The 25,373-nt window shown below is 63.5% G+C and carries 21 protein-coding genes and 2 pseudogenes; 16 read left to right on the forward strand and 7 right to left on the reverse strand.

Annotated features, from left to right (window positions below; all coding sequences use genetic code 11):
- Position 1: 1 nt before the first annotated feature.
- The 12 genes and pseudogenes from cobW (at position 2) to U5O12_RS01600 (ending at position 13,922) form a co-directional block, all read left to right on the forward strand.
- Positions 2-1,063: a cobalamin biosynthesis protein CobW gene (cobW, locus tag U5O12_RS01545; RefSeq protein ID WP_322576930.1), complete on the forward strand. Its 1,062-nt coding sequence runs from the start codon at positions 2-4 to the stop codon at positions 1,061-1,063.
- A 17-nt stretch (positions 1,064-1,080) separates the two neighbouring features.
- The gene (gene cobN, locus U5O12_RS01550) at positions 1,081-4,824 is read left to right on the forward strand and encodes a cobaltochelatase subunit CobN (protein ID WP_416221416.1); all 3,744 of its coding nucleotides are present in this window, start codon (positions 1,081-1,083) and stop codon (positions 4,822-4,824) included.
- Between the two features lie 75 nt (positions 4,825-4,899).
- Positions 4,900-5,929, forward strand: a pseudogene (locus tag U5O12_RS01555) (ATP-binding protein).
- Entirely contained in the window at positions 5,908-6,606 is a 699-nt protein-coding gene (locus U5O12_RS01560; protein ID WP_322576931.1) for a vWA domain-containing protein, read from the forward strand. The pseudogene U5O12_RS01555 and the gene U5O12_RS01560 overlap by 22 nt, the downstream one beginning before the upstream one ends.
- A 56-nt stretch (positions 6,607-6,662) precedes the next feature.
- The gene (locus U5O12_RS01565) at positions 6,663-7,013 is read left to right on the forward strand and encodes a DUF1636 domain-containing protein (protein ID WP_322576932.1); all 351 of its coding nucleotides are present in this window, start codon (positions 6,663-6,665) and stop codon (positions 7,011-7,013) included.
- A gap of 298 nt (positions 7,014-7,311) precedes the next feature.
- Positions 7,312-7,986 (forward strand): adenosylcobinamide-phosphate synthase CbiB, encoded by a 675-nt coding sequence (cbiB, locus tag U5O12_RS01570; RefSeq protein ID WP_322576933.1) that lies wholly within the window; start codon positions 7,312-7,314, stop codon positions 7,984-7,986.
- 4 nt (positions 7,987-7,990) lie between these two features.
- Positions 7,991-8,980: an aminotransferase class I/II-fold pyridoxal phosphate-dependent enzyme gene (locus U5O12_RS01575; RefSeq protein WP_322576985.1), complete on the forward strand. Its 990-nt coding sequence runs from the start codon at positions 7,991-7,993 to the stop codon at positions 8,978-8,980.
- Positions 8,981-8,982: 2 nt separating this feature from the next.
- Positions 8,983-9,780 carry an alpha/beta hydrolase gene (locus U5O12_RS01580; protein WP_322576934.1) on the forward strand — a complete coding sequence of 266 codons (798 nt, stop codon included), beginning with the start codon at positions 8,983-8,985 and terminating at the stop codon, positions 9,778-9,780.
- Positions 9,777-11,378: a cobyric acid synthase gene (locus U5O12_RS01585; protein ID WP_322576986.1), complete on the forward strand. Its 1,602-nt coding sequence runs from the start codon at positions 9,777-9,779 to the stop codon at positions 11,376-11,378. Before U5O12_RS01580 ends, U5O12_RS01585 begins: the two co-directional genes overlap by 4 nt.
- A gap of 23 nt (positions 11,379-11,401) precedes the next feature.
- Positions 11,402-12,490, forward strand: a complete 1,089-nt coding sequence (gene cobT, locus U5O12_RS01590) for a nicotinate-nucleotide--dimethylbenzimidazole phosphoribosyltransferase (RefSeq protein WP_322576935.1) — start codon at positions 11,402-11,404, stop codon at positions 12,488-12,490.
- An 11-nt stretch (positions 12,491-12,501) separates the two neighbouring features.
- Positions 12,502-13,371, forward strand: coding sequence for an adenosylcobinamide-GDP ribazoletransferase (locus tag U5O12_RS01595; protein ID WP_322576936.1), 870 nt, complete (start codon positions 12,502-12,504; stop codon positions 13,369-13,371).
- Positions 13,368-13,922 carry a histidine phosphatase family protein gene (locus U5O12_RS01600; RefSeq protein ID WP_322576937.1) on the forward strand — a complete coding sequence of 185 codons (555 nt, stop codon included), beginning with the start codon at positions 13,368-13,370 and terminating at the stop codon, positions 13,920-13,922. The genes U5O12_RS01595 and U5O12_RS01600 overlap by 4 nt, the downstream gene beginning before the upstream one ends.
- A gap of 16 nt (positions 13,923-13,938) precedes the next feature.
- Here U5O12_RS01600 and U5O12_RS01605 read toward each other — a convergent pair whose 3' ends face one another.
- The 4 genes from U5O12_RS01605 to U5O12_RS01620 are packed head-to-tail and all read right to left on the reverse strand — an operon-like array spanning position 13,939 to position 17,061.
- The gene (locus U5O12_RS01605) at positions 13,939-14,742 is read right to left on the reverse strand and encodes a transporter substrate-binding domain-containing protein (protein ID WP_322576938.1); all 804 of its coding nucleotides are present in this window, start codon (positions 14,740-14,742) and stop codon (positions 13,939-13,941) included.
- Between the two features lie 39 nt (positions 14,743-14,781).
- Positions 14,782-15,603, reverse strand: coding sequence for an HDOD domain-containing protein (locus U5O12_RS01610; protein WP_322576939.1), 822 nt, complete (start codon positions 15,601-15,603; stop codon positions 14,782-14,784).
- Between the two features lie 10 nt (positions 15,604-15,613).
- Positions 15,614-16,258: an endonuclease III gene (gene nth, locus U5O12_RS01615; protein ID WP_322576940.1), complete on the reverse strand. Its 645-nt coding sequence runs from the start codon at positions 16,256-16,258 to the stop codon at positions 15,614-15,616.
- Positions 16,258-17,061 (reverse strand): HDOD domain-containing protein, encoded by an 804-nt coding sequence (locus tag U5O12_RS01620; RefSeq protein WP_322576941.1) that lies wholly within the window; start codon positions 17,059-17,061, stop codon positions 16,258-16,260. The genes nth and U5O12_RS01620 overlap by 1 nt, the downstream gene beginning before the upstream one ends.
- 122 nt (positions 17,062-17,183) lie before the next feature.
- Here U5O12_RS01620 and U5O12_RS01625 point away from each other — a divergent pair, with 122 nt between their 5' ends.
- Together U5O12_RS01625 and U5O12_RS01630 are read left to right on the forward strand one after the other, a co-directional pair.
- A complete protein-coding gene (locus U5O12_RS01625) occupies positions 17,184-18,371 on the forward strand; it encodes a PLP-dependent aminotransferase family protein (RefSeq protein ID WP_322576942.1) in 1,188 nt (395 codons plus the stop codon).
- 12 nt (positions 18,372-18,383) lie between these two features.
- Positions 18,384-19,112: a YoaK family protein gene (locus U5O12_RS01630; RefSeq protein ID WP_322576943.1), complete on the forward strand. Its 729-nt coding sequence runs from the start codon at positions 18,384-18,386 to the stop codon at positions 19,110-19,112.
- A gap of 5 nt (positions 19,113-19,117) precedes the next feature.
- Here U5O12_RS01630 and U5O12_RS01635 read toward each other — a convergent pair whose 3' ends face one another.
- On the reverse strand, positions 19,118-19,708 hold the full coding sequence (locus tag U5O12_RS01635; protein ID WP_322576944.1) for a response regulator: 591 nt from the start codon (positions 19,706-19,708) through the stop codon (positions 19,118-19,120).
- A 116-nt stretch (positions 19,709-19,824) separates the two neighbouring features.
- Here U5O12_RS01635 and U5O12_RS01640 point away from each other — a divergent pair, with 116 nt between their 5' ends.
- Together U5O12_RS01640 and U5O12_RS01645 are read left to right on the forward strand one after the other, a co-directional pair.
- Complete coding sequence (locus U5O12_RS01640) at positions 19,825-20,472, forward strand: DsbA family oxidoreductase (RefSeq protein ID WP_322576945.1); 648 nt, start codon at positions 19,825-19,827, stop codon at positions 20,470-20,472.
- Positions 20,473-20,572: 100 nt separating this feature from the next.
- Entirely contained in the window at positions 20,573-22,129 is a 1,557-nt protein-coding gene (locus U5O12_RS01645) for an alkaline phosphatase D family protein (protein ID WP_322576946.1), read from the forward strand.
- A 287-nt stretch (positions 22,130-22,416) separates the two neighbouring features.
- Here the strand turns inward: U5O12_RS01645 and U5O12_RS01650 are convergent.
- Together U5O12_RS01650 and serB are read right to left on the reverse strand one after the other, a co-directional pair.
- Positions 22,417-23,220, reverse strand: a pseudogene (locus U5O12_RS01650) (alpha/beta fold hydrolase); the annotation flags it as partial.
- A gap of 1,414 nt (positions 23,221-24,634) precedes the next feature.
- Complete coding sequence (gene serB, locus U5O12_RS01655; RefSeq protein ID WP_322576947.1) at positions 24,635-25,357, reverse strand: phosphoserine phosphatase SerB; 723 nt, start codon at positions 25,355-25,357, stop codon at positions 24,635-24,637.
- Positions 25,358-25,373: the final 16 nt, after the last annotated feature.

A 25,373-nucleotide genomic window follows, 5' to 3' on the forward strand; every position in this document is an offset into this window, starting at 1 on the left:
TATGCAAACCCGAAAAATCCCCGCCACCATCGTCACCGGCTTCCTCGGCAGCGGCAAGACAACGCTCTTGCGCGAGCTGCTGGCCAACGCCCAAGGTCGCCGCATTGCCGTCATCGTCAACGAGTTCGGCGAACTTGGCATTGATGGTGAAATGCTGCGTGGCTGCGGCATTGGCTGTGATGAGAACGGTGAAGAAAACGGCCAGCTGTACGAACTGGCCAACGGCTGCCTGTGCTGCACCGTGCAGGAAGAATTTGCCCCCGTGATGGAGCAGTTGGCCAAGCGCCGCGACCAGATCGACCACTTGATCATCGAGACCTCGGGCCTCGCGCTGCCCAAACCGTTGGTGCAGGCCTTTCAGTGGCCGGCGCTGCGCAACACCTTTACTGTGGATGCCGTGGTGACCGTGGTGGATGCGCCCGCGGTGGCCGCCGGCGACTTTGCCGATGACCCCTTGGCCGTGGACGCCCAGCGCCGTGCTGACGAGAACCTGGACCACGATTCCCCGCTGCACGAACTGTTTGAAGACCAGTTGGCCACGGCCGACCTGGTGATCGTGCACAAGACCGATGGCGTGACGTCCGCCCAATTGGTGGAGGTCGAAGCGGCTATTCGCAAGGAGACCCAGCCGGGCGTGAAGCTGGTGCATGGTCAGCATGGCCGCATTGCCATCGACCTGCTGCTGGGCCTGGAGCGCGCGGTGGAAGACCAGATCGACAGTCGCAAAACCCACCACGATGAGGAAGAAGACCACGACCACGATGCCTTTGACTCCGTGCAGGTGACGCTGGATGTGCCCAGCCGCGACGGCCTGCTGGTTGCCTTGAGGGATTTGGTGGGGCGCCATGAGATCTACCGCGCCAAGGGCTTTGTGGCCTTGCCCGGTGCGGCCATGCGCCTGGTGGTACAGGGCGTGGGCACGCGTCTTGACAGTTACTTTGACCGCGCTTGGGCCAACGGCGAAGCACGCCAGTCGCGCCTAGTGCTGATTGGCTCCGAACTCAATGGCCCGGCGCTGCAGGCCGAGCTGAACGCCGCGCTGGCTGCGCCCGTCGCAGCGTAACCAGAGAACCGCCCACCATGCATCTGCTCTCCACCCGCCCCGGAGGCCACGTCGAAGACGGAGGTCAGGGCGTGGTGCGCGTGGAGCAGACGCGAGGGGACATCGTGGTGCTGAGTGCGGCGGACACCACGCTGGCCTTGCTGTCAGACGCTGCGCGTGCGCTGTCCAACGACTTCCCCACGGTGCGCCTGGCCAACCTGATGTGGCTGCGCCAGCCTGCTTCGGCAGACATGTATGTGGACGAGGTGCTCCAGCACGCACGCGTGGTGGTCATCGACCACCTGGGCGCTGCCAGCGATTGGGCTTATTTGGTGGAGCAGGTACGCGAACTGGCGCAGCAACGCGGCCAGTGGCTGGCCCTGTTTTCGGGCGATGCCAGCGAAGATCTGCAACTGTTGCTGCGCAGCACCGCCGCGCATGAGGACTGCCGCCACCTGTGGCGCTGCCTGCGCGAGGGCGGGCCGGACAACGCGCGCAGCTTCTTCGACCTGATTGGCCATGCCGCGTTTGGTGTCGGCGAGAGACCCGCAGCGCCTGCCGTGCTGCCTCCCGCGCTGCTGGTGCCGCCCCACGGCGCAGTGGCCGCATTGCCTTGGCATGCTGGCGCCCCGGTGGTCCTGCTGGCGTACTACCGCGCGCACTGGCAGGCTGGCAACACGGCGGTGTTTGACGCCATGCAGATTGCGCTGTCGGCTGAGGGGCTCAACAGCCTGGCCGTGGCGGTGGACTCGCTCAAGAACCCAGCCAGCCTGGCGCTGCTGCAGTCGCTGGCCACAGAGCACCGCGTGGGCGTGGTGCTCAATGCCACCAGCTTTGCATTGAGTGCTATCGACAGTGGTGACAGTGATGGAGTAGACGGACCGCCACTGCAGGCTTTGGCGGGCGATGCGCCTGTGCTGCAACTCATCACCGCCGGCTGCGCACGAGAGCAGTGGCAGACCGACCCGCATGGTCTGGCCCCGCGCGACTTGGCCATGCAGGTGGTGCTGCCCGAGGTGGACGGCCGCATCGGCACCCGCGCCATCAGCTTCAAGGGCTTGGCGTGGCGCGACGAACGCACTGAAGTTGACGTGGTGCGCTACCAGGCCGAGCCCGAGCGCATTGCTTTTGTGGCCGAGCTGGCGCGCCGCTGGTGTGTGCTGCGCGACAAGCCCAATGCGAACAAGCGCGTGGCGCTGATCCTGGCCAACTACCCCAATGACGACGCGCGTCTGGCAAACGGCGTGGGCCTGGATACCCCGGCTTCCACTGTGGCCCTGCTGCGCGCCATGCAGGACGGGGGTTACGCCACTGGCGATTTGCCCGAGGGTGGTGACGCGCTGATTGCAGCACTGGTGGCCGGCGTGACCAACAACCTGGACGCCAACGACCACCGCCCCGCAGGCCAAAGTTTGACGATGGCCGACTACCTGCAAGACTTCAACCGCCTGGACGCCGCCAACCGCGACGCCGTCAACGCCCTGTGGGGCACGCCCGAGCAGGATCCCATGGTGCGCAGCGGCCGCTTCATGGTGTCGGGCTACCGCTATGGCAACGTATTTGTCGGCATTCAACCCGCGCGTGGGCGTGACCTGGATCTGGTGGCCAGCTACCACGATGCGGACCAGGTGCCCACACACAACTACCTGGCCTTCTACTTCTGGCTGCGCCGCCAGTTTGCGGTGGATGCGGTGGTGCATGTGGGCAAACACGGCAATTTGGAATGGCTGCCTGGCAAAAGTGTGGCGCTGGGTGCCAACTGCTGGCCCGATGCCATCCTCGGCCCGCTGCCGCACCTGTACCCTTTCATCGTCAACGATCCGGGCGAGGGCAGCCAGGCTAAGCGCCGCACCCAGGCCGTCATCATCGACCACCTGATGCCCGCGCTGACGCGGGCCGAGACCTATGGCCCGCTGCAGAAGCTGGAGCGGCAGATGGACGAGTACTACGAGGCGCTCTCGCTGGACCCGCGTCGTGCGCAGCGCCTGCGTGGCGACATTCTGGATCGTGTGCTCACGGAAAATCTGCACACCGATTTGGGTTTTGCCAAGCCCGCCGATGACGCGGGCCGCGAGGCGCTGCTGCAGCGGCTGGACGCCTATCTCTGCGAGATCAAGGAATCTCAAATCCGCGATGGACTGCACATCTTGGGCACCTCGCCACAAGGCCGCCAGCAGATTGACACCCTGGTGGCGCTGGCGCGCTTTCCCGGTGGCACGTTGGCCGGGCAGCGCAGTTTGTTGGTAGCGCTGTCACAAGACCTCGGTTTGGAAGGCGTGGACGGATTCAATGCCTTGAGCCCCGAATGGTCCACGCCGTGGAATGGCCCACGCCCCGCCGTGTTGCAGGCACAAAGTGATGACGCCTGGCGCCATGCCGGCCATACGCGGGAGCGGCTGGAGCTGCTGGCGCGGCAACTGGTGATAGATAGTGTGGTGGCGGATATGGCGCTGGATGACGCCACCTGGTCGCACGCGGCCCCGGTGTTGCAGCGCATGCGCAATGTGCTGCGTCCGCGTCTGGAGGCCTGTGGTCCGCAAGAGATCGCACAGTGCCTGCGCGGGCTGTCGGGCCGTCTGGTGCCCCCCGGCCCCAGTGGCGCGCCGTCGCGCGGCCGGCCCGATGTACTGCCCACGGGGCGCAATTTCTATTCGGTGGACACGCGCGCCGTGCCCACCCAAACCGCCTATGCCATGGGCGCGGCGGCGGCCGAGCGCGTGATTGAACGCCATTTGCAGGACCACGGCACCATGCCCGGCCAGGTAGGCTTGTCGGTGTGGGGCACCAGCACCATGCGCTCGGGCGGAGAAGACATCGCCCAGGCCTTTGCACTGCTGGGCGTGCGGCCCAAATGGGCCGATGGCAGCAGCCGGGTGGTGGATATTGAGGTGCTGCCCATGTCGGTGCGCAACCGCCCGCGGGTGGATGTGACGCTGCGTGTCTCGGGCTTCTTCCGCGATGCCTTCCCCAATGTGATCGACCTGTTCGACACCGCCGTGCGCGCCGTGGCCGCTATCTCCGAAGAAGATGAGCCCGACGACGTAAACCCCGTCCGCGCGCGCGTGCAACGCGAGGCGGCCGATGCGCAAGCCAAGGGCTTGAGTGCCTTGGTGGCGGAGCGGCAAGCCACATGGCGTGTGTTTGGCCCACGCCCCGGCGGCTATGGTGCAGGCCTGCAGGAAGTGATGGCCAGCGGCCGCTGGAACGATGGTGCCGACCTAGCCCAAGCCTATTTGCGCGCCGGTGCCTTTGCCTACGGGCAGGGCGAGCACGGGGCTGCAGCGCGCGGCAGTTTTGAGCAGCGCCTGGCTGGGCTGGACGCTGTGCTGCACAACCAGGACAACCGCGAGCACGATGTGCTGGACTCGGACGACTACTACCAGTTCCAGGGCGGCATGGCGGTGGCCGTGCAAGCCCTGACCGGCGAGGCGGCGGCGCTCTACCACGGTGACTTTAGTGTGCCCGGTGCGCCGCGCATCCGCACGCTGGGCGAAGAGGTGGCGCGTGTGGTGCGCTCGCGTGCGGTCAACCCCAAATGGCTGGAGGGCGTGCGCCGCCATGGCTACAAGGGCGCCTTTGAGATGGCGGCCACGGTGGACTACCTGTTTGCGTTTGATGCCACCACAGGTGTGGTGGGCGACCACCAGTACGCGCTGGTGGCCGATGCCTATCTGCACGACGACACCAACCGCGACTTTGTGCGGCAGCACACCGGCGCGCTGCGTAGGTTGGCGAGCGCCTGCTGGACGGACATGGCGCGGCCTGTGGGCCGAGCCGGGTGACCAGCGCGAACGCATCGAAGACCATTTGCTGGCGCTGGAGCGCCGTTTAGAAGAATTTGGAGAAGGACCTCTGGCATGAACACCTCCACCAAGACCCCGGCCTTTCCTTTCACCGCGTTGGTCGGCCAACCGCAGCTGCAGTTGGCGTTGCAGCTCGCCGCCATCGACCCTGGCATTGGCGGCGTCCTCATCAGCGGGCCCCGTGGCACGGCCAAATCCACCGCAGCACGCGCGTTGGCCGCGCTGCTGCCTGGCGCCCCGTTTGTGACGCTGCCACTCGCTGCCAGCCTGGAGCAGCTGGTGGGCACGCTGAATGTGGAAGACGTGCTGCGCGACGGCCAGGTGCGCCTGGCGCCCGGTTTGGTGGCGCGCGCGCATGAGGGAGTGTTATATGTGGACGAGGTGAACCTGCTGCCCGACGCGCTGGTGGACGCGCTCCTGGACGTGGCCGCCAGTGGCGTCAATACGGTAGAGCGCGACGGCATTTCACAGCAGCACGCCGCGCGATTTGTGCTGGTGGGCACCATGAACCCGGAGGAGGGCGAACTGCGCCCGCAGCTGCTGGACCGCTTTGGGCTGTCCGTCGCGCTGGCCAACCCGACGGATGCACAGCAGGCCGGCCATCGCGCGCGCGACTGGGCTTTGATGAAAACCCCGCCCGCTGGCGGAGCAGCATGCGGAAGAACAGCGCGCACTCAGCGTCGCCTTAGTGGTCGCGCGCGCTGCGTTGCCGCGTCTGACCTGGCCGGATGAGGTGCTGCACCACGCTGCCGCCTGTGCGATCAACGCCGGTGTTGACGGCATGCGGGCCGACCTAGTGATGCTACGCGCGGCTCGCGCGTTGGCCGCCTTGCAAGGGCGTGGGGAAGTGACAACGGGCGATGTGGACGCGGTGGCCGATTTGGCGCTAGCACATCGGCGGACGGAAGGCGGTGCGGCCCAATCGCCCCTGCAGACATCCTCTGCACCAACAACACCGAAGCTCCCACCACAAAGCGAACAACCCCAATCTGCCCGACAAGGCGACTGGGGTGCCATGCCTGCGCAGCCCGAGGGCACCACCAAAGTCCAGCCCATCGCAGGATGGCCACCAAAAAAAGCCTAGGCCACCCCAGCCGCCACCCGCGCAACGGGCCTGGCAGCTGGCGGTGGCCTCCACCCCCGAATCTCTCTGCATCTGCGGCGCCCGGTGCGCGCCAGCACAGTGCTGCCATTGCCTGGCTGCCCACGTTGGTGGCCAAGGGGCCCGAACCGCTGCAGCGTACACACCTGCGCTACCAGCCCATTGCCGTGCGCGCGGGCCGGTTGCATTGCATCGTGTTGGACACTTCCGGCTCCATGCGCCAGCGCGGACGTCTGGCCCTGGCCAAGGGGCATGCGACGTTCATGATCGAGCAGGCCGCGCGTCAGGGCGACGATGTGGCGCTGTTGCGCTTTGGCGGGCAGGGCGTGGAGCTGCTGTTGCCGCCGGGCCGTGCGCGCCTGTCGGGCAGCCAGCGTCTGCGCCCGGTCGGCGGGGGCGGCGGCACGCCGCTGGCTGAAGCACTGGGGCAAGCGGACCGGCTGCTGCAGCGCACGCTGCGCATGAGCGGCCCGATGGAGCGCTGGCTGTGGCTGCTGACCGATGGCCGCTCGATGGAGCACCCCCGCAAGCCACAACTACCGCAGCACCTCGTCATCGTGGACTTTGACGACCCCACCAGGAATCTGGGCCGCTGCGCCGCCTGGGCCGCGCAATGGGGCGCTGACTACCAGCGGGCGTCTGCCTCATCGATAGACTGAATACCGATCCATGACCCCTACCGAAATCATTGTCTGCACTACCTGCCGTCCGCCCGGTGCCTCGCGCAGAATTGCCAGCCGAAGGCCAAGCGCTGTTCGAGGCCGTGCAAGACGCACTGCTGCGCCTTGAGCTGGATACCGGCGAGCATCAGGGACTGCAACTGCGAGGACTGGCCTGCATGAGTGGCTGCGGCCGGGCCTGTACCGTCACCCTCCAGGCGCAGGGCAAGTTCACCTACTACTTTGGCGATCTGGCGGGAGATGCGGAGACAGCAACCCAGGTCATTGCCTGTGCGCAACTCCACCACCAAAGCTCCGATGGAAACCTGGCCCGCAACACGCGTCCGGAGCGGCTACGCAGTGGCATTCTTGCCCGATTGCCCCCCGTGGGTCAGGAAGCGGCATGACGTTGCCTGCCCGCGCTCGCCATTGCGGTGGCCTTGCCAATGGCGCTGCTGGTCGATCGCTGGTGGGGCGAACCGCCTCGCGCCTGCATCCCGTTGTGTGGATGGGGAGCTACCTGGGCGCCCAGGGCGCCCGGGTACAGCGCCACACACACCCAGCACCCCGAAGTGCGGGATTTGAATGCTTTTTGTGCTTGGCGCCCTCATATGGTGTGCGGGAGCAGCTCTATGGTTTTGATAGCGTCTTTGTTGCGCTGCGTGCGGCCTACTGGTGCTGCCCTGGTGGGCGGCTGGCGTAGTCATGGGCTTATTGCTCAAACCCATGCTGGCCTGGGCCATGCTGAAAAGTGAAGTGCACGCCGTGGAGGCGGCCTTGGCACAGGGGCTGGACGCGGGGCGTGCGCGCCTGGCTTGGTTAGTGAGCCGTGGCGTGGCCGACCTGAGCGAAGTGCAGGTGCGCGAGAGTGCGATTGAAACCCTCGCAGAGAACCTCAACGACTCGGTGGTCGCCCCGGTGTTTTGGTTTCTGCTCTTGGGTCTTCCGGGTGCCGTGTTGTACCGCTTCGCCAACACGGCCGATGCCATGTGGGGCTATCCCGGCATCTACAAAGGCTGCAATTGGGCTTGGGCTGGTAAGTGGGTGGCCTGCGCCGATGATGTGCTGAGCTGGTTGCCGGCGCGCTTGACTGCGGTGTTGCTGTTGGCTGTTGCTGGCCAGCGCGGCTGGGCTGTGCGTGGCTATTTGCGCTCAGAAGCGCGCCAAACGCCATCGCCCAACAGCGGCTGGCCCATGGCAGCCATGGCGTTGGTGTTGGACGTGAGGCTGTGTAAACCTGGCGTGTATGCGCTTAACGCCCCAGGCCGCGAAGCCACCAAACAAGATACGCTGGATGCGCAGGTTTATGCGTCAAAAGTGGTCGTGGCCCTTGTGGTTATTGCGCCAGTAGCTCTGTTTTTCATAGCGTCGGGAGCCTGATGTGATGCTACACACCCGCACCCACGGCGGACCCGATGCACAGGGCGCACCGCTGTACGACTTTTCCACCAACAGCAACGCTTGCGGGCCATGCCCGCAGGCGCTGGCTGCTGTGCAAGCGGCCGACGCCACCCGTTACCCCGATGCCAGCTACACCGCGTTGCGCGCAGTGTTGGCCGACTTTTATGCGGTGGCGCCCTGGCGCATCGTGTTGGCGGGTAGCGCCAGCGAGTTCATTTTTCGCATCACGGCCTGGGCGCGGCAGCAGGGTGCGCGCACGGTGGGTCTGCCCACCCACGCCTATGGTGACTACGCGCACGCAGCGCAAGCCTGGGGCCTGGGGGTGGCCGAAGCGAGCGCACAGGCCGACCTGGTCTGGGCCTGCGAACCTTCCAGCCCGCTGGGGCAGGCGCACAGCCAGGCGTTGGGTGATGTCCTGAATCGTGCCGATGGCACGGTGGTGCTCGACAGCGCTTATGCGCCCCTGCGCCTCTCGGGCCTGCCCACTGTGGACGATGTGCAGCGCCAGCAACTCTGGCAGCTGTTTTCGCCCAACAAGTCCCTGGGCCTGACGGGCGTGCGGGCGGCCTTTGCCATTGCGCCCTTGGGCGCAGAGGCGGCGGTGCAGCAGCTGGAAGCCCTGGCGCCTTCGTGGGTGCTGGGTGCCCATGGCGCTGCCTTGCTGATGGCGTGGACACATGCCGACACGCAACGCTGGCTGGAGGATAGCCTGCGGACGCTGGTCGGCTGGAAGCAACGCCAGACCGACCTGCTGCACGCCGCAGGTTGGACCGTGCAACCCAGCGATACGCCGTTTTTCTGCGCACGTCCGCCCGCAGCATGGGATACGGTTAGCCTGTGCGTTGCACTACGCGTGCATGGCATCAAGCTGCGCGATGCCACCTCGTTTGGCCTGCCGGGTTGGGTGCGGCTGGGTGTGTTGCCGCCTGCCGCGCAGGATGCGCTGATGCAACAACTTTTATACGGAGATTGACCATGCGAGTTGCTTTTGGCTTGGGTCGGTGGGTGGCTCGCTGGTGTTGGGCGTTGGCATTGCTTGGGGTGGCGCCTGCCGCCTGGGCGCAGGCCAAGCCATGCGCCATGGTGTTGATGCATGGAAAGTGGGGACATCCGAACAACCTGTCGGCCTTTGCTCGCACGCTGGATGCAGCGTGTGACACCAAGAGCCTGGAGATGCCCTGGTCACGCCGGCGCAATTACGACCAACCCTATCCGGTAGCCATTGCTGAAATCGCTGCGCAGATCAAAGCGTTGCGGGAGAAGGGCTACAGCCGTGTCCTGCTGGCGGGCCACAGCTTTGGCGCCAACGCCGCGCTGGCCTACATGGCCACGGAGGGCGATGCCGATGGTGTTGTCGCTTTGGCACCCGGGCACTCGCCGGCCTATACCTACAGTCGGGGCATTGGCAAGACCGCTGTTGACCAGGCGCGGCAATGGGTGCAGGACGGCAAGGGCGGTGATTTTCTGGAAATGGAAGACTTCAACCAGGGAAAAGCCCGCCCTGTGCGTATGCGTGCCGATGTGGTCCAGAGCTACTTTGACCCCGAGGGCTTGGGCCATATGCCTTTGAGCGCCTCGCGATTCAAAAAGGCAGTTCCATTTCTATGGGTGATAGGCACCGCCGACCCGCTCTATGCCGCAGGGCCCGCGTATGCGTATGACAAGGCGCCCCAACATCCCGCCAGCCAATACCTGGTGGTGGAGGCCGACCACATGGGCACACCAGATGTGGGTGCTGCCCAGGTGCTGGCATGGGTGAAGGGATTGCCGTGAGTGCCCATTGCATCATGGTGCTGGGCACCACCAGCGGTGCCGGTAAAAGCTGGCTCACCACGGCGCTGTGCCGCTACTACGCGCGCCAGGGGCTGAAAGTCGCGCCCTTCAAGGCGCAGAACATGAGCAACAACGCGCGCGTGGTTGCCTCTGAGAATGGGCAGGGCGAAATCGGCTCTGCGCAGTACTTCCAGGCCCTGGCCGCGAACGTGGTGCCCGATGTGCGCATGAACCCACTGCTGCTCAAACCTGAGCGCGACACGCACAGCCAGGTGGTGCTGATGGGGCAGGTGAGTGCGGAGCTGAGCGCCATGCCCTGGCGCGGCCGCAGTCTCAAGGTGTGGCCACAGATTGCACAGGCCTTGGACGATTTGCGCGCAGAAAACGATGTGGTGGTGATCGAGGGGGCGGGGTCGCCTGCCGAGATCAACCTTTCGGCTAGCGACATTGTGAACATGCGGGTTGCCAAGCACTGCGATGCGGCCTGCCTGCTGGTGACAGACATTGACCGGGGGGGCGCGTTTGCGCACCTGTACGGCACCTGGGCCTTGCTGCCCGAGGACGAGCGGCGCTTGATCAAGGGTTTTGTACTCAACAAGTTCCGGGGCGATGCGGCGCTATTGGCGCCCGCACCCCAGATGCTGCAGGACCTGACCAGCATTCCCACAGTGGCCACCTTGCCGATGTGGTGGCAGCATGGCTTGCCCGAGGAAGACGGTGTGTTTGACGACCGCAGTGTGGCCAAGGGCGCGGTTAACCTGACGGTGGCGGTGGTGGCCTATCCCCGCATCAGCAATCTGGACGAGTTTCAGCCGCTCAAAAATATTCCTGGCCTCAAGCTGCAGTGGGTGCGTTCGCCTTCCGAGCTGGCGGGGCTCAAGTCGACTGACTGGATCATCTTGCCCGGCTCCAAGCACACCAGTGGCGACTTGGCTTGGTTGCGTTCGCAGGGGCTGGATGCGGCGATTGCCAAGCATGCGGAGCAGGGTGGGGCGGTGCTGGGCATTTGCGGCGGCTTGCAAATGCTGGGTGAGGCCTTGATTGATCCCCATGGCATTGATGGCAATGCGCCGGGGCTGGGCTTGTTGCCGGTGGTGACGGTGTTTGCGGAGGACAAGACGGTTCGGCATACCTCGACTGCATTTCTTCCTTCATTTCGCTCGCACGCCGACGGGGGGCAGGCCGGGGGCCTCATACTGCCAAACGCGCAGAAATCGGCCCCCGGCCTCCCCCCCATCGGCGTGGATCCGGGTGTGCCCGCGCTTCGTCCTGAAGCTTCTCCTTGGGCCGCTTTGGCTGGTGTATCTGTGACAGGTTACGAGATTCACCACGGCCAGACCGCGCCGCATGCGGCTATGGCGGCGGCTGGCAATGCGCCTATCGCCGTGCTGCCGGACGACCTGGGCTGGACCAACCCGCAGGGCAATGTGCTGGGCCTGTACTTGCACGGTCTGTTTGAGGATGCGGCCGTGCTGCAGGCACTGTTTGGTGCCCAGCTGAACGGCACCGTGCCTACGCTGGAGACGGTGTTTGACGGGCTGGCCGATTTCATTTCCGAGAACTTTGCACCCGGCGTGCTGCAAGGTTTGTTGCGCTAACTTTTTCTGACCAAGGACACACCATGACTTTCTCTTTGCCAACCCTTGCCGACATCAACGACGTCGCGCTTACCGATGCGCTGCAGCACACCCTCAACAACAAGACCAAGCCCCTGGGCTCACTGGGCCGTTTGGAAGACGTAGCGCTGAAGATTGGCCAGATTCTGGGCAGCACTGCGCCGGTGCTGGACCAGCCGCAGATGGTGGTGTTTGCGGGGGACCATGGGCTCACCGCGCGCGGCATTTCGGCGTTTCCGAGTGACGTGACCTGGCAGATGGTGGAAAACTTTCTGGCCGGCGGGGCGGCGGTCAGCGTGCTGGCCAAGCAGAACGGTATTGCGTTGACGGTGGTGGACTGCGGTGTCAAGCGCGACTTTCTGGCGGGCTTGCCTGCCGGCACGCAGCGCGCCGGTTTGCAGGTGCGCAAGGCGCAAGGGGCGGAGCTGGGAACGGCGGATTCGTCGGCCCAAGCTGCCATGACCCCCGCGCAGCGCGATGAAGCGCTGCAACACGGCATGGACCTGGTGAAGGGCTTGCCGGGCAACGCGCTGTTGCTGGGCGAAATGGGCATTGGCAATACTTCGGCCGCGTCGTTGCTGCTCTCGCGTCTGGCCGGGCTGGACATTGCGGTGTGCACCGGCGCGGGAACAGGCCTGGATGCACCGGCGGTGCAACGCAAGACCGAGGTGTTGCGCGAAGTGCTGGCCCGTCACGCTGACGCCACTTCGCCATTGGACGCGCTGGCTGCCCTCGGCGGTTTTGAAATTGCGACCATGGTGGGCGCGGTACTGCAGGCCGCGCAGGAGCGCCGGGTGATCGTGGTGGACGGCTTTATTGCCACCAGCGCGGTAGTGGTGGCGCATGCACTGCAGCCGTTGGTGCTGCAGCGCTGCGTGTTTGCGCACCGCTCGGGCGAGCGCGGTCACGAGTTCATGCTGCAGCACCTGGGTGTGCAGGCACTGCTGGACCTGGGCCTGCGCCTGGGCGAGGGCTCGGGCGCGGCGCTGGCCTGGCCGCTGCTGCAGTCGGCCTGCACCATCCTGCGTGACATGGCGAGCTTTGCCTCGGCTGGGGTGTCCGAAAAGTCGGCTGAGGCTGTGACCACGCACTGAGCCAGAACCCCGTGTCGCAGTTCCTTCGCCACTACCTGCTGTCGCTGCAGTTCTTCACCCGCATACCAGTGACCGGCCGGCTGGCGGACTGGGTGGGCTTTAGCCCGGCCATGCTGCGCGCCAGTGCGGCGCACCTGCCCGGTGTGGGCTGGCTGGTGGGGGGCGCGGTGGCATTGGCGACCTGGTTGTTGCTGGCGCTGCTGCCAGCCAGCCCGTTCGCACCCCTGGTGGCTGCCGTGCTGGGCACAGTGCTTAGCGTGTTGATGACGGGTGCCTTCCACGAAGATGGCCTGGCCGATGTGGCCGATGGCCTGGGCGGCACGCTGAGCCGTGAGCGGGCGCTGGAGATCATGAAAGACTCGCGCGTGGGCGCCTTTGGCGCCATTGCCGTGGTGCTGGCGCTGCTGGCCAAGGTGAGTCTGTTGGCGCTGCTGGGCTCGGTGCACGGCGCGGTGCTGTGTGTGGCGCTGTTCGCGGGCCATGTGGTGTCACGCTTTTGGCCGCTGCTCACCATCCGCCTGCTGCCGCATGTGGGCGATGTGGCCGGCTCCAAGTCCAAGCCGCTGGCGGACCAGATCAGTCTGGCTAGCCTGTGGGTCGCAGGTTTATGGTCTTTTGGTGCTCTAGCCCTTGTGATGATTGCGCAAGCAGCTATGGTTTTGATAGTGCCGTCGCTCCCAGCTCCCGCGCTGGCCCTGTGGCTGGCTGCCGGTGTGCTGGGCAGTGGTTTGGCCTGGCTGGGCATGCTGCGCTGGTTTGCACGCCGCCTGCAGGGCTTCACCGGCGACTGCCTGGGCGCGACGCAGCAGGTCTGCGAGCTGGCGTTTTACTTCGGTCTGTCGCTGGCCTGGGGCGCGGTGTCCCGTGGCAGGCTGGCGTGACATTCTGGGTGGTACGCCATGCGCAGCCGCGGGTGGCACCCGGCATTTGTTACGGGGCGCTGGATGTGCCGGCCGAGCCCGAGGCCACGGCGCGGGCCGCCCAGGCGTTGGCACACGAGCTGCCGCAGGGTGCTCAAGTGTTTGTCTCGGTGCTACAAAGATGTGAGCTGTTCGCGCAGCATCTACGGGGGCTGCGGCCTGATTTGACCTTTAAACCCGAGCCCCGGCTGGTGGAAATGCACTTTGGCATGTACGAGGGTGTGGCCTGGGCCGACATTGACAAGGACGCGATGGATGCCTGGACGGACAACTTCTGGGCGCACCGCTTTGGCGGGCAGGAGTCGGTGGCCGAATTCATGGCCCGAGTGGCAGAGGTGTGGGATGCCTGCCAGCCCGCCCGCACGGCGGGTCAGGTGCAGGTGTGGATTACCCATGCCGGGGTGGCGCGTGCCGTGAGCCTGCTGGCTCAGGGCGTGCGCCGCATTGAGCGGGCCGACCAGTGGCCCAGTCAGGCTCCGGCGTTTGGCCAGTGGTTGCGTGTGTTGCCTTGATCCTGAAAGGCCCAACTCAGTCGGGCATTTGCTCCATGGCCTGGCGCTCCAGTTTGCGATAAGCCGCACTGTTACGCACCGCCTCCACAGCCCGCCAGATACGCTGTGCTTGGTCGGGCTGCCCGGCCAGCACATGGTGTGAGAGCATCAGGTAATAAGGCTTTTCTGTCAGGGGCAGGGGCAGTTCCTCCAACTGGTTGGCAAATTCAGGCTGGGCGAACAACATCGTGGCGTCGCTGCCCCCCATGGCCACAGCTGCTACCCGACCCGCCATGAGGCGTCGCGCCAAGGCCAGTGCACCCTGGTTGCCTTCGTCCACCGCCACGCCCCAATTCCGTAGTTGCGCGCCAATCGAATAGCCCAGTTGCACGCCCACAGGGCCGTCGAGGTGACTGATTTGTTTGCCATCCCATTGCACTGCCGCGCCTTTGCGTTTGATCAGCACATAGCGGTCGGTGTGCATGCGTTTGGCTGGGTCAGCCACCTTGCCGCCCGGGTAGGCGCCAATGTCGAGCCGATCAGGGCTGAAACTTGCTGCAAAAGCGCCGTCGACTTCGTTGGCTTGCAGGCTCGCCAGACAGCGCTTCCAGGGAAGGGCTTGGTAGGTAAAGGTTTGGCCTACCCGTTGGCTCACCTGCTGCAGGAGCTCAAAGTTGAGCCCCTTGCCGTCTGCCGTGCGCCAGGGTTGGATGGTGGCGCTCTCAAAACACAGTCGCAGTGGGGCGTGTGCTGCTGGCAGAGGGCTGGGTTCGGTAGCCAAGGCGCCACCCACCACCAGCCAGTTGGCCAACAGGTGGAGAAGCCAAGGCCGGGCGCTCATGCCAAAGCCGACCCAATGGGGCTGGCACCCAAGATTGCGTCAGGCCAGCAAACTGGAGACATCGCTGAATGTTTCGGGGTCTGGCACGCGGCTGTGTACACCCTCCACCGAGAGCTGGAGGTAGTGTTGCAGTGCTGCCGGTAGTTGCAACACCGCTTGGCGCACGGTGGCGTGGCTGCTGGCTTGGTCTGCCAGCCAACCAGCCAAATGAACCACGGCGCACAGTTTGGAGACTTGCGCCGCTGCCAAGGCGTCTGCGCCGTGCCCCAAGGCTTGAACCACTTCATCCGGAAAGTCCCAGCGTTTGGCCACCTCGGCGGTGATCTGACCCTCGTCAAAGCCCAGCAAGTTCCGCTCCCGTTGCCAGCGCTCGCCCGGTGCGCTGGGCTGCTTTTCGATAGCCTCCAGAACCTGCGGTTGGTGCTGGGCAATCATCAGTTCTCCCAGGCGCAGCATCATGGCCGTTAGCCACGCCTGTTGCTCATCGATATGCACCTCGCCCGCCAGAAACTTGGCGTAACCCGCACAGACCATGCTGTAGCGCCAGAACTCCAGCCGGTTGACGCCGGACGGCAGGGTAAACACTTGCGCCATGCAAATGCCCAGCGCGCGGGCACGAATTTGCGACATGCCCACCACACTGACCGCGTTGTCCAGCGTGGTGACGGAGCGAGACAAGCCAAACATGGCGCTGTTGGCCATGCGCAGCAGGGTGGCGGTCAGGGCGGGGTCTTTGGCGATCACATCGCGTACTGTCACCACATCAGCGTCTTCGTCGTTGAGGGTGCGGATCAGCGCATGTGCCACCTCGGGCATGACCGGCAGCTTGACCGTTTGGATAAAGGCACTGATATCAGGCATGGGGCAAGGCTTACCGGGTGGGGGCGGGTGTCTTGAGTGTATAGCCGCAAGTGTGGGACACGCTACATTGCCAGCACAAGGGTTTGCGTGCTTGGCAGACGTAACGGCCATGCAAGATGAGCCAGTGGTGGGCATCGACCAGGTACTGCGCAGGGATCCGTTTGAGCAACTTCTGCTCCACTTCCAGCGGCGTCTTCCCCGGTGCCAAGCCGGTGCGGTTGCCCAGACGAAAGAGATGGGTGTCCACCGCCATGGTGGGCTCGCCAAAAGCCACGTTGAGCACCACATTGGCGGTCTTGCGGCCTACGCCCGGCAGGGCCTCCAGTGACTCGCGCGTGCGGGGCACCTGGCCGGCGTGCAGATTTACCAGCATCTGGCAGGTTTGCAGCAGGTGTTTGGCCTTGCTGCGGTACAGGCCGATGGTTTTGATGTGCTGCTCCAGCCCTTCCAAGCCTAGGGCCAGGATTTTCTGGGGCGTGTTGGCCACCACAAACAGGCGCCGGGTGGCCTTGTTGACCCCCACATCGGTGGCTTGGGCCGACAACAACACCGCTGCCAGCAACTCGAACACCGAGCTGTATTCCAGCTCGGTTTGCGGATGCGGATTGGCCGCCCGCAGGGTGGAAAAAAAGGTTTCGATATGGGCAGGGGTCACTAGGCGGTCACATCCAGGAAGGTGTTGGTATCCGGGAACTTGGTGCGCAACCAGTCGGCGTCCAGCATCAGCGCGGCAATCACATCAGCGGGCAGCCCGTCCACAGTGTCCGGGCCAGCGTCTTCGGTTTCAGCCAACAAGCCGGCCAAGTGCACCACCGCCCCCAGGCGCGAAAATGCTTGCTCGGTGATGGGGTCGGCCGAGCGCTGGAGGGCCAGCACCATTTGCATGGGAAAGTTCCAGCGGCGGGCCAGTTCGGCGGTAATTTGCCCCTCTGTAAACCCGATCAGGCGCTTCTCGCGTTGCCAGCGCACACCGGGCATGTGGGGAAGCTTTTCAATCTCTCGCAGGGTGGCGGGGTCGGCCTGGGCAATCAGCAGCTCGCCCAAACGCAGCATCATGCCGGTCAGCCAGGCCAGTTGGCCGTCAATCCCCAGTCGGTTCGCCAGCCACTGGGCATAACCCGCACAAGCCATGCTGGAGCGCCAGAATTCTTTGCGGTCCAAATCTGGCAGGTTGGGGAAGGATTCGCTCAGGCAGGCGCCCAGCGCCAGTGTGCGGACCTTGGCCATGCCCACCATGGTGATGGCATCGTCCAGTGTGCCCACACCACGCGGAAGGCCAAATTGGGCGCTGTTGGCCAGGCGCAGCAGCTTGGCGGAAAGTGCAGGGTCTTTGGCAATCAGGTCTCGCACCTGGCCGACCGAAGCGTCGTCGTCATTCAGGGTCTGGATCAGCGCGTGGGCGACCTCCGACATCGATGGCAATTTGATGCTTGCGAAGAAAGATTCGAGGTTGACCATGGACTCTCCAAAAAAGCGGGTGACCCAATCGGTGACAATTTACCCCAATCCCACAGGCTGGCTGACCAATTGGCCGGACGCCCGGAATTATTTTTTGCCCTTGTAAGCCGAAAGAGAGCGCCATGCAATTTGCAGATCGTCTGAACAATGTTGAAACCTCCGCCATTCGTGAGCTGTTCAAGCTGCTGGGCAAGCCCGGCATCATCAGTTTTGCCGGCGGTTTTCCCGATCCTGCCCTTTTTGATGTCGAAGGCATCCGCGAGTCCACTGATGCCGTGCTGAAAAACCATCCCGGCCCGGTGTTGCAATACGGCGCTACCGAGGGCTGGCAGCCGCTGCGCGAGGGCATCAGCACGCACATGGCCAGCAAGGGCGCCACCGTGGCGCCTGACGGACTGATCGTCACCACCGGCAGCCAGCAGGCGCTGGATCTGATTGGCAAGACCATGATCTCGCCCGGCGACAAAGTCATCATGGAAGCTCCCACCTTTCTGGCCACCATCCAGTGCTTTCGCCTGTACGGCGCGCAGGTCATCGGCGCGCCGATTGATGCCAACGGCGTGGACGTGGACAAGCTCGAAGCCCTGATTGAAGAGCACAAACCCAAGCTGGTGTACCTGATTCCCACCTTTGGCAACCCCAGCGGAGCGATGCTGAGCCTGGAGCGGCGCAAGCGCATTCTGGAGATTGCGGTGCGCACCCAGACCCTGGTGGTGGAGGATGACCCGTACGGCGAGCTGTTTTTTGGCCAGGAGCCACCGCCTAGCCTCTTGGCGCTGAGTGACAGCGTGCCCGGCAGCCGCGACTGGCTGGCGCACTGTGGCTCGTTTAGCAAGGTGCTGAGCCCTGGTTTGCGGGTGGGCTGGTTGATTGCACAGCCCGCATTGTTGAGCCGCGCCACCATGTGCAAGCAGTTCAGCGACGCCCACACCAGCAACTTGACCCAGGCCACCGCCGCCCACTACCTCACGCTGAACCGCCTGCCCACGGCCCTGAAAGCCGTGCGCGCCACTTACGCAGAGCGTGCCCGGGTGATGGCCGAATGCCTGCAGCGTGAGCTGGGTGATGCCATTGCCTTTGACCAACCCCAAGGCGGCATGTTCTTCTGGGCGCGTTTGACGGGCGCGCAGGGCAAAGAGCAAAACGCCAGCCAATTCGCCCAGCGTGCGATCGAGAAGCTGGTGGCATTTGTGCCGGGCGCACCGTTTTACGCGCACGACCCAGACCCCAGCACCTTGCGCCTGAGCTTTGCAACAGCCGATGTGGCCAAGATCCAAGAGGGCATTGCCCGTTTGGGCCAAGCCCTTTAAGCGGCCCCGCGTGTGACCTGGACCGATCTGGAACGCTCAACCCAGGCCAACATCGGCTTGGGCTCTGCCTTGGCCTTTGTGGCGGGGGCCACCAACGCAGGGGGCTTTCTGGCGGTGGGAACCTATACCTCGCACATGACAGGTGTGGTGTCCTCGGTAGCCGACTATTTGGTGCTGGGGCAATGGTCTGTGGTGCTGATCGGTGTGTGTTCGCTGGGGGCTTTTTTGGCTGGCGCCATGACCACAGCGTGGATGGTGAACTGGAGTCTGCAGCGCAAACTGCGCAGCGCCTTTGGCCGCCCCTTGCTGCTGGAGGCCATTCTCTTGCTGTGTTTTGGGGTGTTTGGTTCTGCGGCCGAGGCCAAATTTTGGTTCTTTGAACCGCTCACCATCGTGCTGCTGTGTTACCTGATGGGTTTGCAAAATGCGGTGGTGACCAAGATTTCCAAGGCCGAAATCCGCACCACCCACCTGACCGGGCTGGTCACCGACCTGGGGATCGAATTGGGCAAGCTCGTGTACATAAATGGCCATACCGACACGCCAGTGCGCGCCAACCGCGAGCGGTTGCGGCTTCAGTTGCGCATGGTGGCCTGTTTTTTTGGCGGTGCGCTGGTGGGCGCCATGGGATTCAAATGGGTGGGCTACAGCACCACGGTACCGCTGGCCTTGATTCTGATGGCCTTGGTCTGGCGCCCCCTGTGGGCCGACTACATGGCTTGGCGCGCGCGCCAGGGCTAGGCCACTTAGAGTTTGGTGATTTTGGTGGCGGGCACCATGCCCGGCGTGCCCTGCAGGTGCACCACCAGCTCACCCTGGCGAAAAATCACGTCTTTTACGGTTTCGTACCGTCCCTGGTACAGCACCGCTTCGCCCGCCTGGAACTTGGGCAGGGGCGGCAGCGCAGGCCGGGCCGGGGCAGGCTGCAGTTTGCGGGCTACCTGGGGGTGCATTGGCGCCATCTGCGCAAGAGCTTTGGCCATTGCAGCCTTGATGTCCCCAGCGGTAAAAGGCTTGGCCAACTGAAACAGGGCCCCGGCACGCTGCGCCTGTTCGGACATTGTGGGGCTCATGTGGGAACTCATCAGCCCGAGTTGGCATTGCGGATTGAGCTTTTGCAGTGATTGGTGCAAGGAGAAGCCGTTGACGGTGTCTTTGGAGTAACAGTCCGTCAGCAACAGGTGGGGCTGGTGCTCCGCGGCCACTTCCAGCGCGGCGTGTGGCGTGCCGGTGGTCTTGATGCAGGACGGCTCGAAGCCGTATCCTTCAATGAGCTGGCGCAAAAAGGTTTGGATTGCGGGGCTGCTGTCGGCCACCAAAAAACGGATTGCGGGCATGAAAACGAGGGAGACTCTCAGGGGACCGGGACATGTCCCCGGAACCCACGGTAATGGATAACCCTAAGCATAATGGCGCGGCCGCGATTTTTTGATTGCACCCTGAAGGAATTTTGATGTACGCCCCTCTAAAAATCGACTTTGTGTCCGATGTGTCTTGCCCGTGGTGCGCCATTGGCCTGCAGAGCCTGCAAACCGCCTTGGAGCGCCTGGAAGGTGAAGTGCAGGCCGATATCCGTTTCCAGCCGTTTGAGCTGAACCCCAAGATGGTCCCGGAGGGGGAGGACATCACCGAACACCTGCACAAGAAGTATGGATCCACCCCCGAGCAGGCCGCTGCCGCGCGCGAAAACATCCGCCAGCGCGGCGAGGCCCTGGGCTTCACCTTCAACATGGACAAGCGCGGCCGTATCTACAACACCTTTGATGCACACCGCCTGTTGCACTGGGCCGAAACGTCGGGTCAGCAATTGGCGCTGAAGAAAGCCTTGTTTGCCGCTTACTTCACCCACGGCGAAGACCCCAGCAACCACGAGGTGCTGTTGCGCGCCGTGCAGGCGGCGGACCTCGATGTGGACGAGGCCCAGCGCGTGCTGGCCACCGATGACTACGCGGCGGAAGTGCGCGAGCAGGAGCAGTTTTACCTGGACCAAGGCATCCATTCCGTGCCTGCGGTGGTCATCAACGATCGCCACCTGATCTCCGGTGGCCAGCCGCCCGAGGTGTTTGAACAGGCGCTGCGCCAGATTGCGGCGGCTGGTTGATGCCCCCACGCTTGTCACTGCGTGTACTGCGCTGCCCCCCAAGGGGGCAAATTTCCCTCGGGGCGGCCCAGCGGAAAATTGCCCCCACGGGTCGGTTCTGATGGACCGGCGGCAACTCCTGGTCGGGGCTGCCGCTAGCGCGAGCAGCCTGTGGCTGCCGCGCAGTGCCTGGAGCCAGCCCAAGCTGCAGGACAACCCTTTCTCCTTGGGGGTGGCCAGCGGCTCGCCCACCCACGACGCGGTGGTGCTGTGGACGCGGCTGGTGACGGAGCAAGTCCCAGCGCTCGGTCCTGTCACGGTGCGTTGGGAGGTGGCGCACGACGCACAGTTCCAGCGCCCGGTGCAGTCCGGCCAGGCGCAGGCCTTGCCCGCGCTGGCGCACTCCGTGCACGTGGAGGTGCAGGGCCTGGAGCCCGACCACTGGTACCACTACCGCTTCATGCTCGGGGCTGCAGTCAGCACGGTGGGGCGCACGCGCACCTTCCCGGCACCGGGCGCGGCAGCCCAACGGCTGCGCTTGGGCTATGCCTCCTGCCAGCACTGGGAACATGGCTACTACAGCGCCTACCGCCACATGCAGGGCGAGCAGCTGGATGCCCTGATGTTTCTGGGCGACTACATCTACGAATACGGTGGCAGCAGCAAGGCCGTGCGCACCGTGCCCGCTGCGGCCACCCTCACGCTGGACGACTACCGCGCCCGCTACGCCCTCTACAAAAGCGACCCCCACCTGCAGGGCATGCACGCCGCTTGCCCTTGGTTGCTGACCTGGGACGACCACGAGGTGCAAAACGACTACGCCAGCAGCACCCAGGGCAGCCGTGGGCCCGAGGGCATTGACTTCGCCGCCCGCCGTGCCGCCGCCTACCAGGCCTATTACGAACACATGCCACTGCGCGCCGCCGTATTGGGCCGGGCACTCAACGGAGTGTGGGGGCCGAGCCGCGAACTGCGACTCTACGACCGCGTGCCATTTGGCAACTTGGCAACCTTGCATTTATTGGACGACCGCCAGTACCGCGATCCGCACGCCTGCACCAAGGGCGGCGGCCCGGGTTCCAGCACGGTCAACCCCGCCAGTTGCGCCGGGCTGGCCGACCCACGGCGCACGCTGTTGGGCGCGGCACAAGAGCGCTGGCTGGAGCAGTCCTTGGCCGCTGGGGGTGGGCAGTGGACCGTGCTGGGCCAGCAAACGGTGTTTGGCCAGCGGGACTTCAAGCCCGGCGAGGGGCTCAGTGTGTCCAACGACGGCTGGGACGGCTACGCCGCCGCCCGCACGCGCGTGACCGACGCGTTGCAGCAGCACCGGGTCCGCAACCCGGTGTTTCTGGGCGGTGATGTGCACTCCAACTGGGTGGGCCATGTGAAGGCCGACTACGCCCGTGCCCAGAGCAAGGCCGTGGGGGTGGAGCTTTGCGGCACCAGCATTACCTCACGCGGCGGCGGCAACGACGGCTTGCCAGACACCTTGGCAGAGAACCCGCACTTTGTGTTTGCCGATCGCGAACGGCGCGGCTACGGGGTGGCCGAATTCACACCCAAGGGCTTGACCGTGAGCTTGCGCACGGTGGACGACGCTACACAGCCGGACTCTGGTGTGCAGACCTTGGCGGCTTTTGCTGTGGAGCCGGGGCGGGCGGTGGCGCACCGGGTCTGAGAACTATGCCTGGGCGGCCAGCGGTTGCATAATCCAGTCAAACCAGCAACGGATACCAATGCACAGTAGACCACCGACTACTTAGGACTGAAGTAGAGCCGTTTTCTCAGAGTTGAGGGGCATTTGACGCCACAGCCAGGACAAACTGCTCTGGTCCAGAAGGTCTTCCAGAACGTGCCGCATGACGATATTCCATCGTTTTTTGCTTCAGCCTTCGTATGTGCCCTCCATCCATGACGGAGGGTACAAGTAAGCTTTTGTTCCTTTGAGGTTAAGCTTTCTGAGCTCTACTTGAGCCAGTCAAGAATTACCTTGGTTGTTTCCTCCGGCATTTCTTCCTGAATCCAGTGACCGGTGTCGAGGCTGACAACTTCAACGTTTGGTACAAAGTCACTGAGGTTCTGAGATTTTGGTATCACATCACGTTCGCCATAGATCATCAGTGCGAAATGCGGAACGATCGGATCAACTTCCGCCAGAAGTTGCCAGTTGCGGTCCAGATTTCGGTACCAGTTGATGCTGCCCGTGAAGCCAGAGACCTCAAACGCGGCGTCGAGGACGGACAGTTCGGCATCGTTCATGATCGGCTCGCCGGCAGCCATCTCGGCATTTGCCAAATTGATCATGAGCATCCCCGATTTCGGGGGCTGTTGGGGCTCGTTTTTCCGATAGATATTGTGCAAGAACTGACGTCTGTTCTGGTCCAGAATCGCATCTGCCACACCGGGGTTCCTGTTGAAATGCACCATGTAGTTGTCAGGCCCCAAGAAGCTTTCGATCAACTCAACCCAAGGGATGTCCCCCCGAGCTTGATAGGGGAGCGCCAGCGCTATGACCTTACGGACACTCAGTGGATGTAGCAGCGCCATGCCCCATACGACATTAGCCCCCCAGTCATGTCCAACGAAGATCGCATCATCGTATCCAAAGTGGTCAAGGACTGCGACAAGGTCCCCGGTCAGATGTGCAAGGTCATAGGCGATCACGTCGGTTGGGCACGCAGAATGTCCATAACCGCGCTGGTTTGGAACGATGACGTGGTAGCCGGCGGCCGCAAGCGCGGGCATTTGATAGCGCCAGGAAAAGGCGTGCCCCGGCCAACATGAAAGACGTCGGGTTTAGTTTTTTTTCCAGTTGAATCTTCCCCACGTGACAGAGATATGGTGGGTTGAGGAAAGTCTTGAGATAAACATTATTTTTGGTTGGATGGGCGATTGATGCTGCGCTCACATCACGCCTCAAGGTAGAGGGGTATTGCGGACACCAACTGGTGCGACTGTGCCTAAGATGCAAAGGTGTAAAAATGGAACTTTACGTGGACCAGTGAATGAATGCTCCCACGAAAGAGAATGGCGAAGGCGCGACGGGTATAACATTGCTGAGTGAGAAAGGTAGGCGCCCGCAGAGTTGCGCGAATCGCGCTGCGGATGGTTTTTTATTGACTTGAGCCGGCCGTGGCGGCGGGTGCAGCTTGTCCGCGGTCTGTTCAGACGCACACGTCTGTAGTACCGAAGTTTTTGCTTTGTGGAGGTTTGCGTGAGCGGGAATTCGTAAATTTTGAGATAGGGACTTGAAAGATGAAAGGTCGCTGGAAAATTGTGTTTTCGCGTTGCTGCTTTGGAGACGCGCAGGTGGACGAACATGGCGGATGGACTTGTGCGGAATTGAGGGGCTGGCGTGCGGTTAATTCGCGATGGAAGGACACCGCAGTAACGTGTGGTGGAGCGCAGGCATGTTGATCCTGCCCCGGTTCTGGTGGTTGGGTCTGCGCGTGCGATGGATTGGGATGGATAGAGAGCCGCACTGTATTGAAGGAACAACGTTTCGAAAGCGGAAGGTCGTATGGGCTGCTGCTGGTTCCGTGGACACCGACCTAAGCTTTAAAAAGCTCCCTCAAACTGTGTCGGACTGATGCACCCCAGCGTCGAATGCTTGCGCGTAGAGTTGCAAAACTGTTCAATGCAGTCAACACATCAGCACTGGCCTGCTCTCGTGTTCAATAGAGCGTTTTGGCGATGCGCTCGGTCTTCAACGAACTGAAGAAGCGCTCCTTGGCCGGATTGCCCCAAGACCTAGCCTGCAAGTTTATGTTTTATGGGATCCCTGCCCTTCAGGTAATTGCTGGAAGTGCTCGCTTGTGTAATGGCTACTCTGGTCTGATTGCGGCAACAGCGCCACTGGTTTGCGACCCGAGCTCGTGCGGAGACAGTGTTTTTCACGTCGCTCATTTCGTTGATACTAATTGCCAGTGGAAATCCCCAATTTGGGTGATTCTGCGAATGACCGCTTCCGTTAAGGTTTGTAGGACCCCCGCCCGCAGTGGCGCGCCGATGACAACCCTACTACCGTGAGGGGCGGGCGTCGTATAAACCTTAACGATTGTGTGAATTCACCAATCAGCCGCATTTCACTGGTTTTGGCATACCAGATCCGTTCGCTGATGTGGTCCAGTTAGGCGTTATAAGAGGTCATGTGGCCGAACAATGTTGAGGATCTTCAAGCGGTTTACACCAGCACCTGCAACAAGCGGTCCAGCCCGCCTTCGTTGATCGCCACCTGGGCCTGTGCTCGGACCGCCGGTTTGGCATGGAAAGCCACAGAGAGCCCTGCAGCGCCCATCATGGGTAGGTCGTTGGCGCCATCACCCACGGCAATGCATTGCGCGGGTTCTATGCCCAAGAGGGATGCCACTTCCAGCAACGTGCGGCGTTTTTCGGCGCCGTCACAAATATCGCCCCAGCTCTGCTGCACCAGCCCGCCGGTCAACACGCCGCAGTTCGGGCCAGAGGCAATTTCCAGCACATTGGAGCGGGTGTAGTCGATGCCCAGCAGCGCGCGCACATGCTCGGCAAAGTAGGTAAAGCCACCGCTGACCAGCAGCACCTTGAGCCCGGCCTGCTTGCAGGCGGCCACCAGTGCGGCGGCGCCGGGGTTGAGTTGCAGGCGTTCCTGTTTGACAGACTCCAGGTCCGCCACCGTGACGCCTTTGAGCAGCGCCACCCGGCGGCGCAGGCTGTCCTTGAAGTCGGTGATCTCACCGCGCATGGCGGCCTCGGTGATGGCCGCCACCTCGGCCTTGCGGCCCACGGCGTCGGCAATCTCGTCGATGCACTCGATGTTGATGAGTGTGGAGTCCATGTCAAAGGCGATCAGCTTGTAGTCGGCAAGCTTCAGGGCGGCGGGCAGGTTCTGGACGACAAGGCCGGGGGAGCGTTCGGTGCTGGGCATGGGTATATTTGCTATG

This window comes from Rhodoferax sp., from assembly GCF_034519335.1.
Lineage (GTDB): Bacteria > Pseudomonadota > Gammaproteobacteria > Burkholderiales > Burkholderiaceae_C > Allorhodoferax.

Coding starts and splice junctions, on each gene's coding strand:
- serB (WP_322576947.1), bottom strand. CDS start 25,357: ATGCCCAGCACCGAACGCTCCCCCGGCCTTGTCGTCCAGAACCTGCCC.
- U5O12_RS01640 (WP_322576945.1), top strand. CDS start 19,825: ATGTACGCCCCTCTAAAAATCGACTTTGTGTCCGATGTGTCTTGCCCG.
- cobT (WP_322576935.1), top strand. CDS start 11,402: ATGACTTTCTCTTTGCCAACCCTTGCCGACATCAACGACGTCGCGCTT.
- cbiB (WP_322576933.1), top strand. CDS start 7,312: ATGGGCTTATTGCTCAAACCCATGCTGGCCTGGGCCATGCTGAAAAGT.
- cobN (WP_416221416.1), top strand. CDS start 1,081: ATGCATCTGCTCTCCACCCGCCCCGGAGGCCACGTCGAAGACGGAGGT.
- cobW (WP_322576930.1), top strand. CDS start 2: ATGCAAACCCGAAAAATCCCCGCCACCATCGTCACCGGCTTCCTCGGC.
- U5O12_RS01605 (WP_322576938.1), bottom strand. CDS start 14,742: ATGAGCGCCCGGCCTTGGCTTCTCCACCTGTTGGCCAACTGGCTGGTG.
- U5O12_RS01620 (WP_322576941.1), bottom strand. CDS start 17,061: ATGGTCAACCTCGAATCTTTCTTCGCAAGCATCAAATTGCCATCGATG.
- U5O12_RS01625 (WP_322576942.1), top strand. CDS start 17,184: ATGCAATTTGCAGATCGTCTGAACAATGTTGAAACCTCCGCCATTCGT.
- U5O12_RS01610 (WP_322576939.1), bottom strand. CDS start 15,603: ATGCCTGATATCAGTGCCTTTATCCAAACGGTCAAGCTGCCGGTCATG.
- U5O12_RS01575 (WP_322576985.1), top strand. CDS start 7,991: ATGCTACACACCCGCACCCACGGCGGACCCGATGCACAGGGCGCACCG.
- U5O12_RS01560 (WP_322576931.1), top strand. CDS start 5,908: ATGGCCACCAAAAAAAGCCTAGGCCACCCCAGCCGCCACCCGCGCAAC.
- U5O12_RS01580 (WP_322576934.1), top strand. CDS start 8,983: ATGCGAGTTGCTTTTGGCTTGGGTCGGTGGGTGGCTCGCTGGTGTTGG.
- U5O12_RS01645 (WP_322576946.1), top strand. CDS start 20,573: ATGGACCGGCGGCAACTCCTGGTCGGGGCTGCCGCTAGCGCGAGCAGC.
- U5O12_RS01635 (WP_322576944.1), bottom strand. CDS start 19,708: ATGCCCGCAATCCGTTTTTTGGTGGCCGACAGCAGCCCCGCAATCCAA.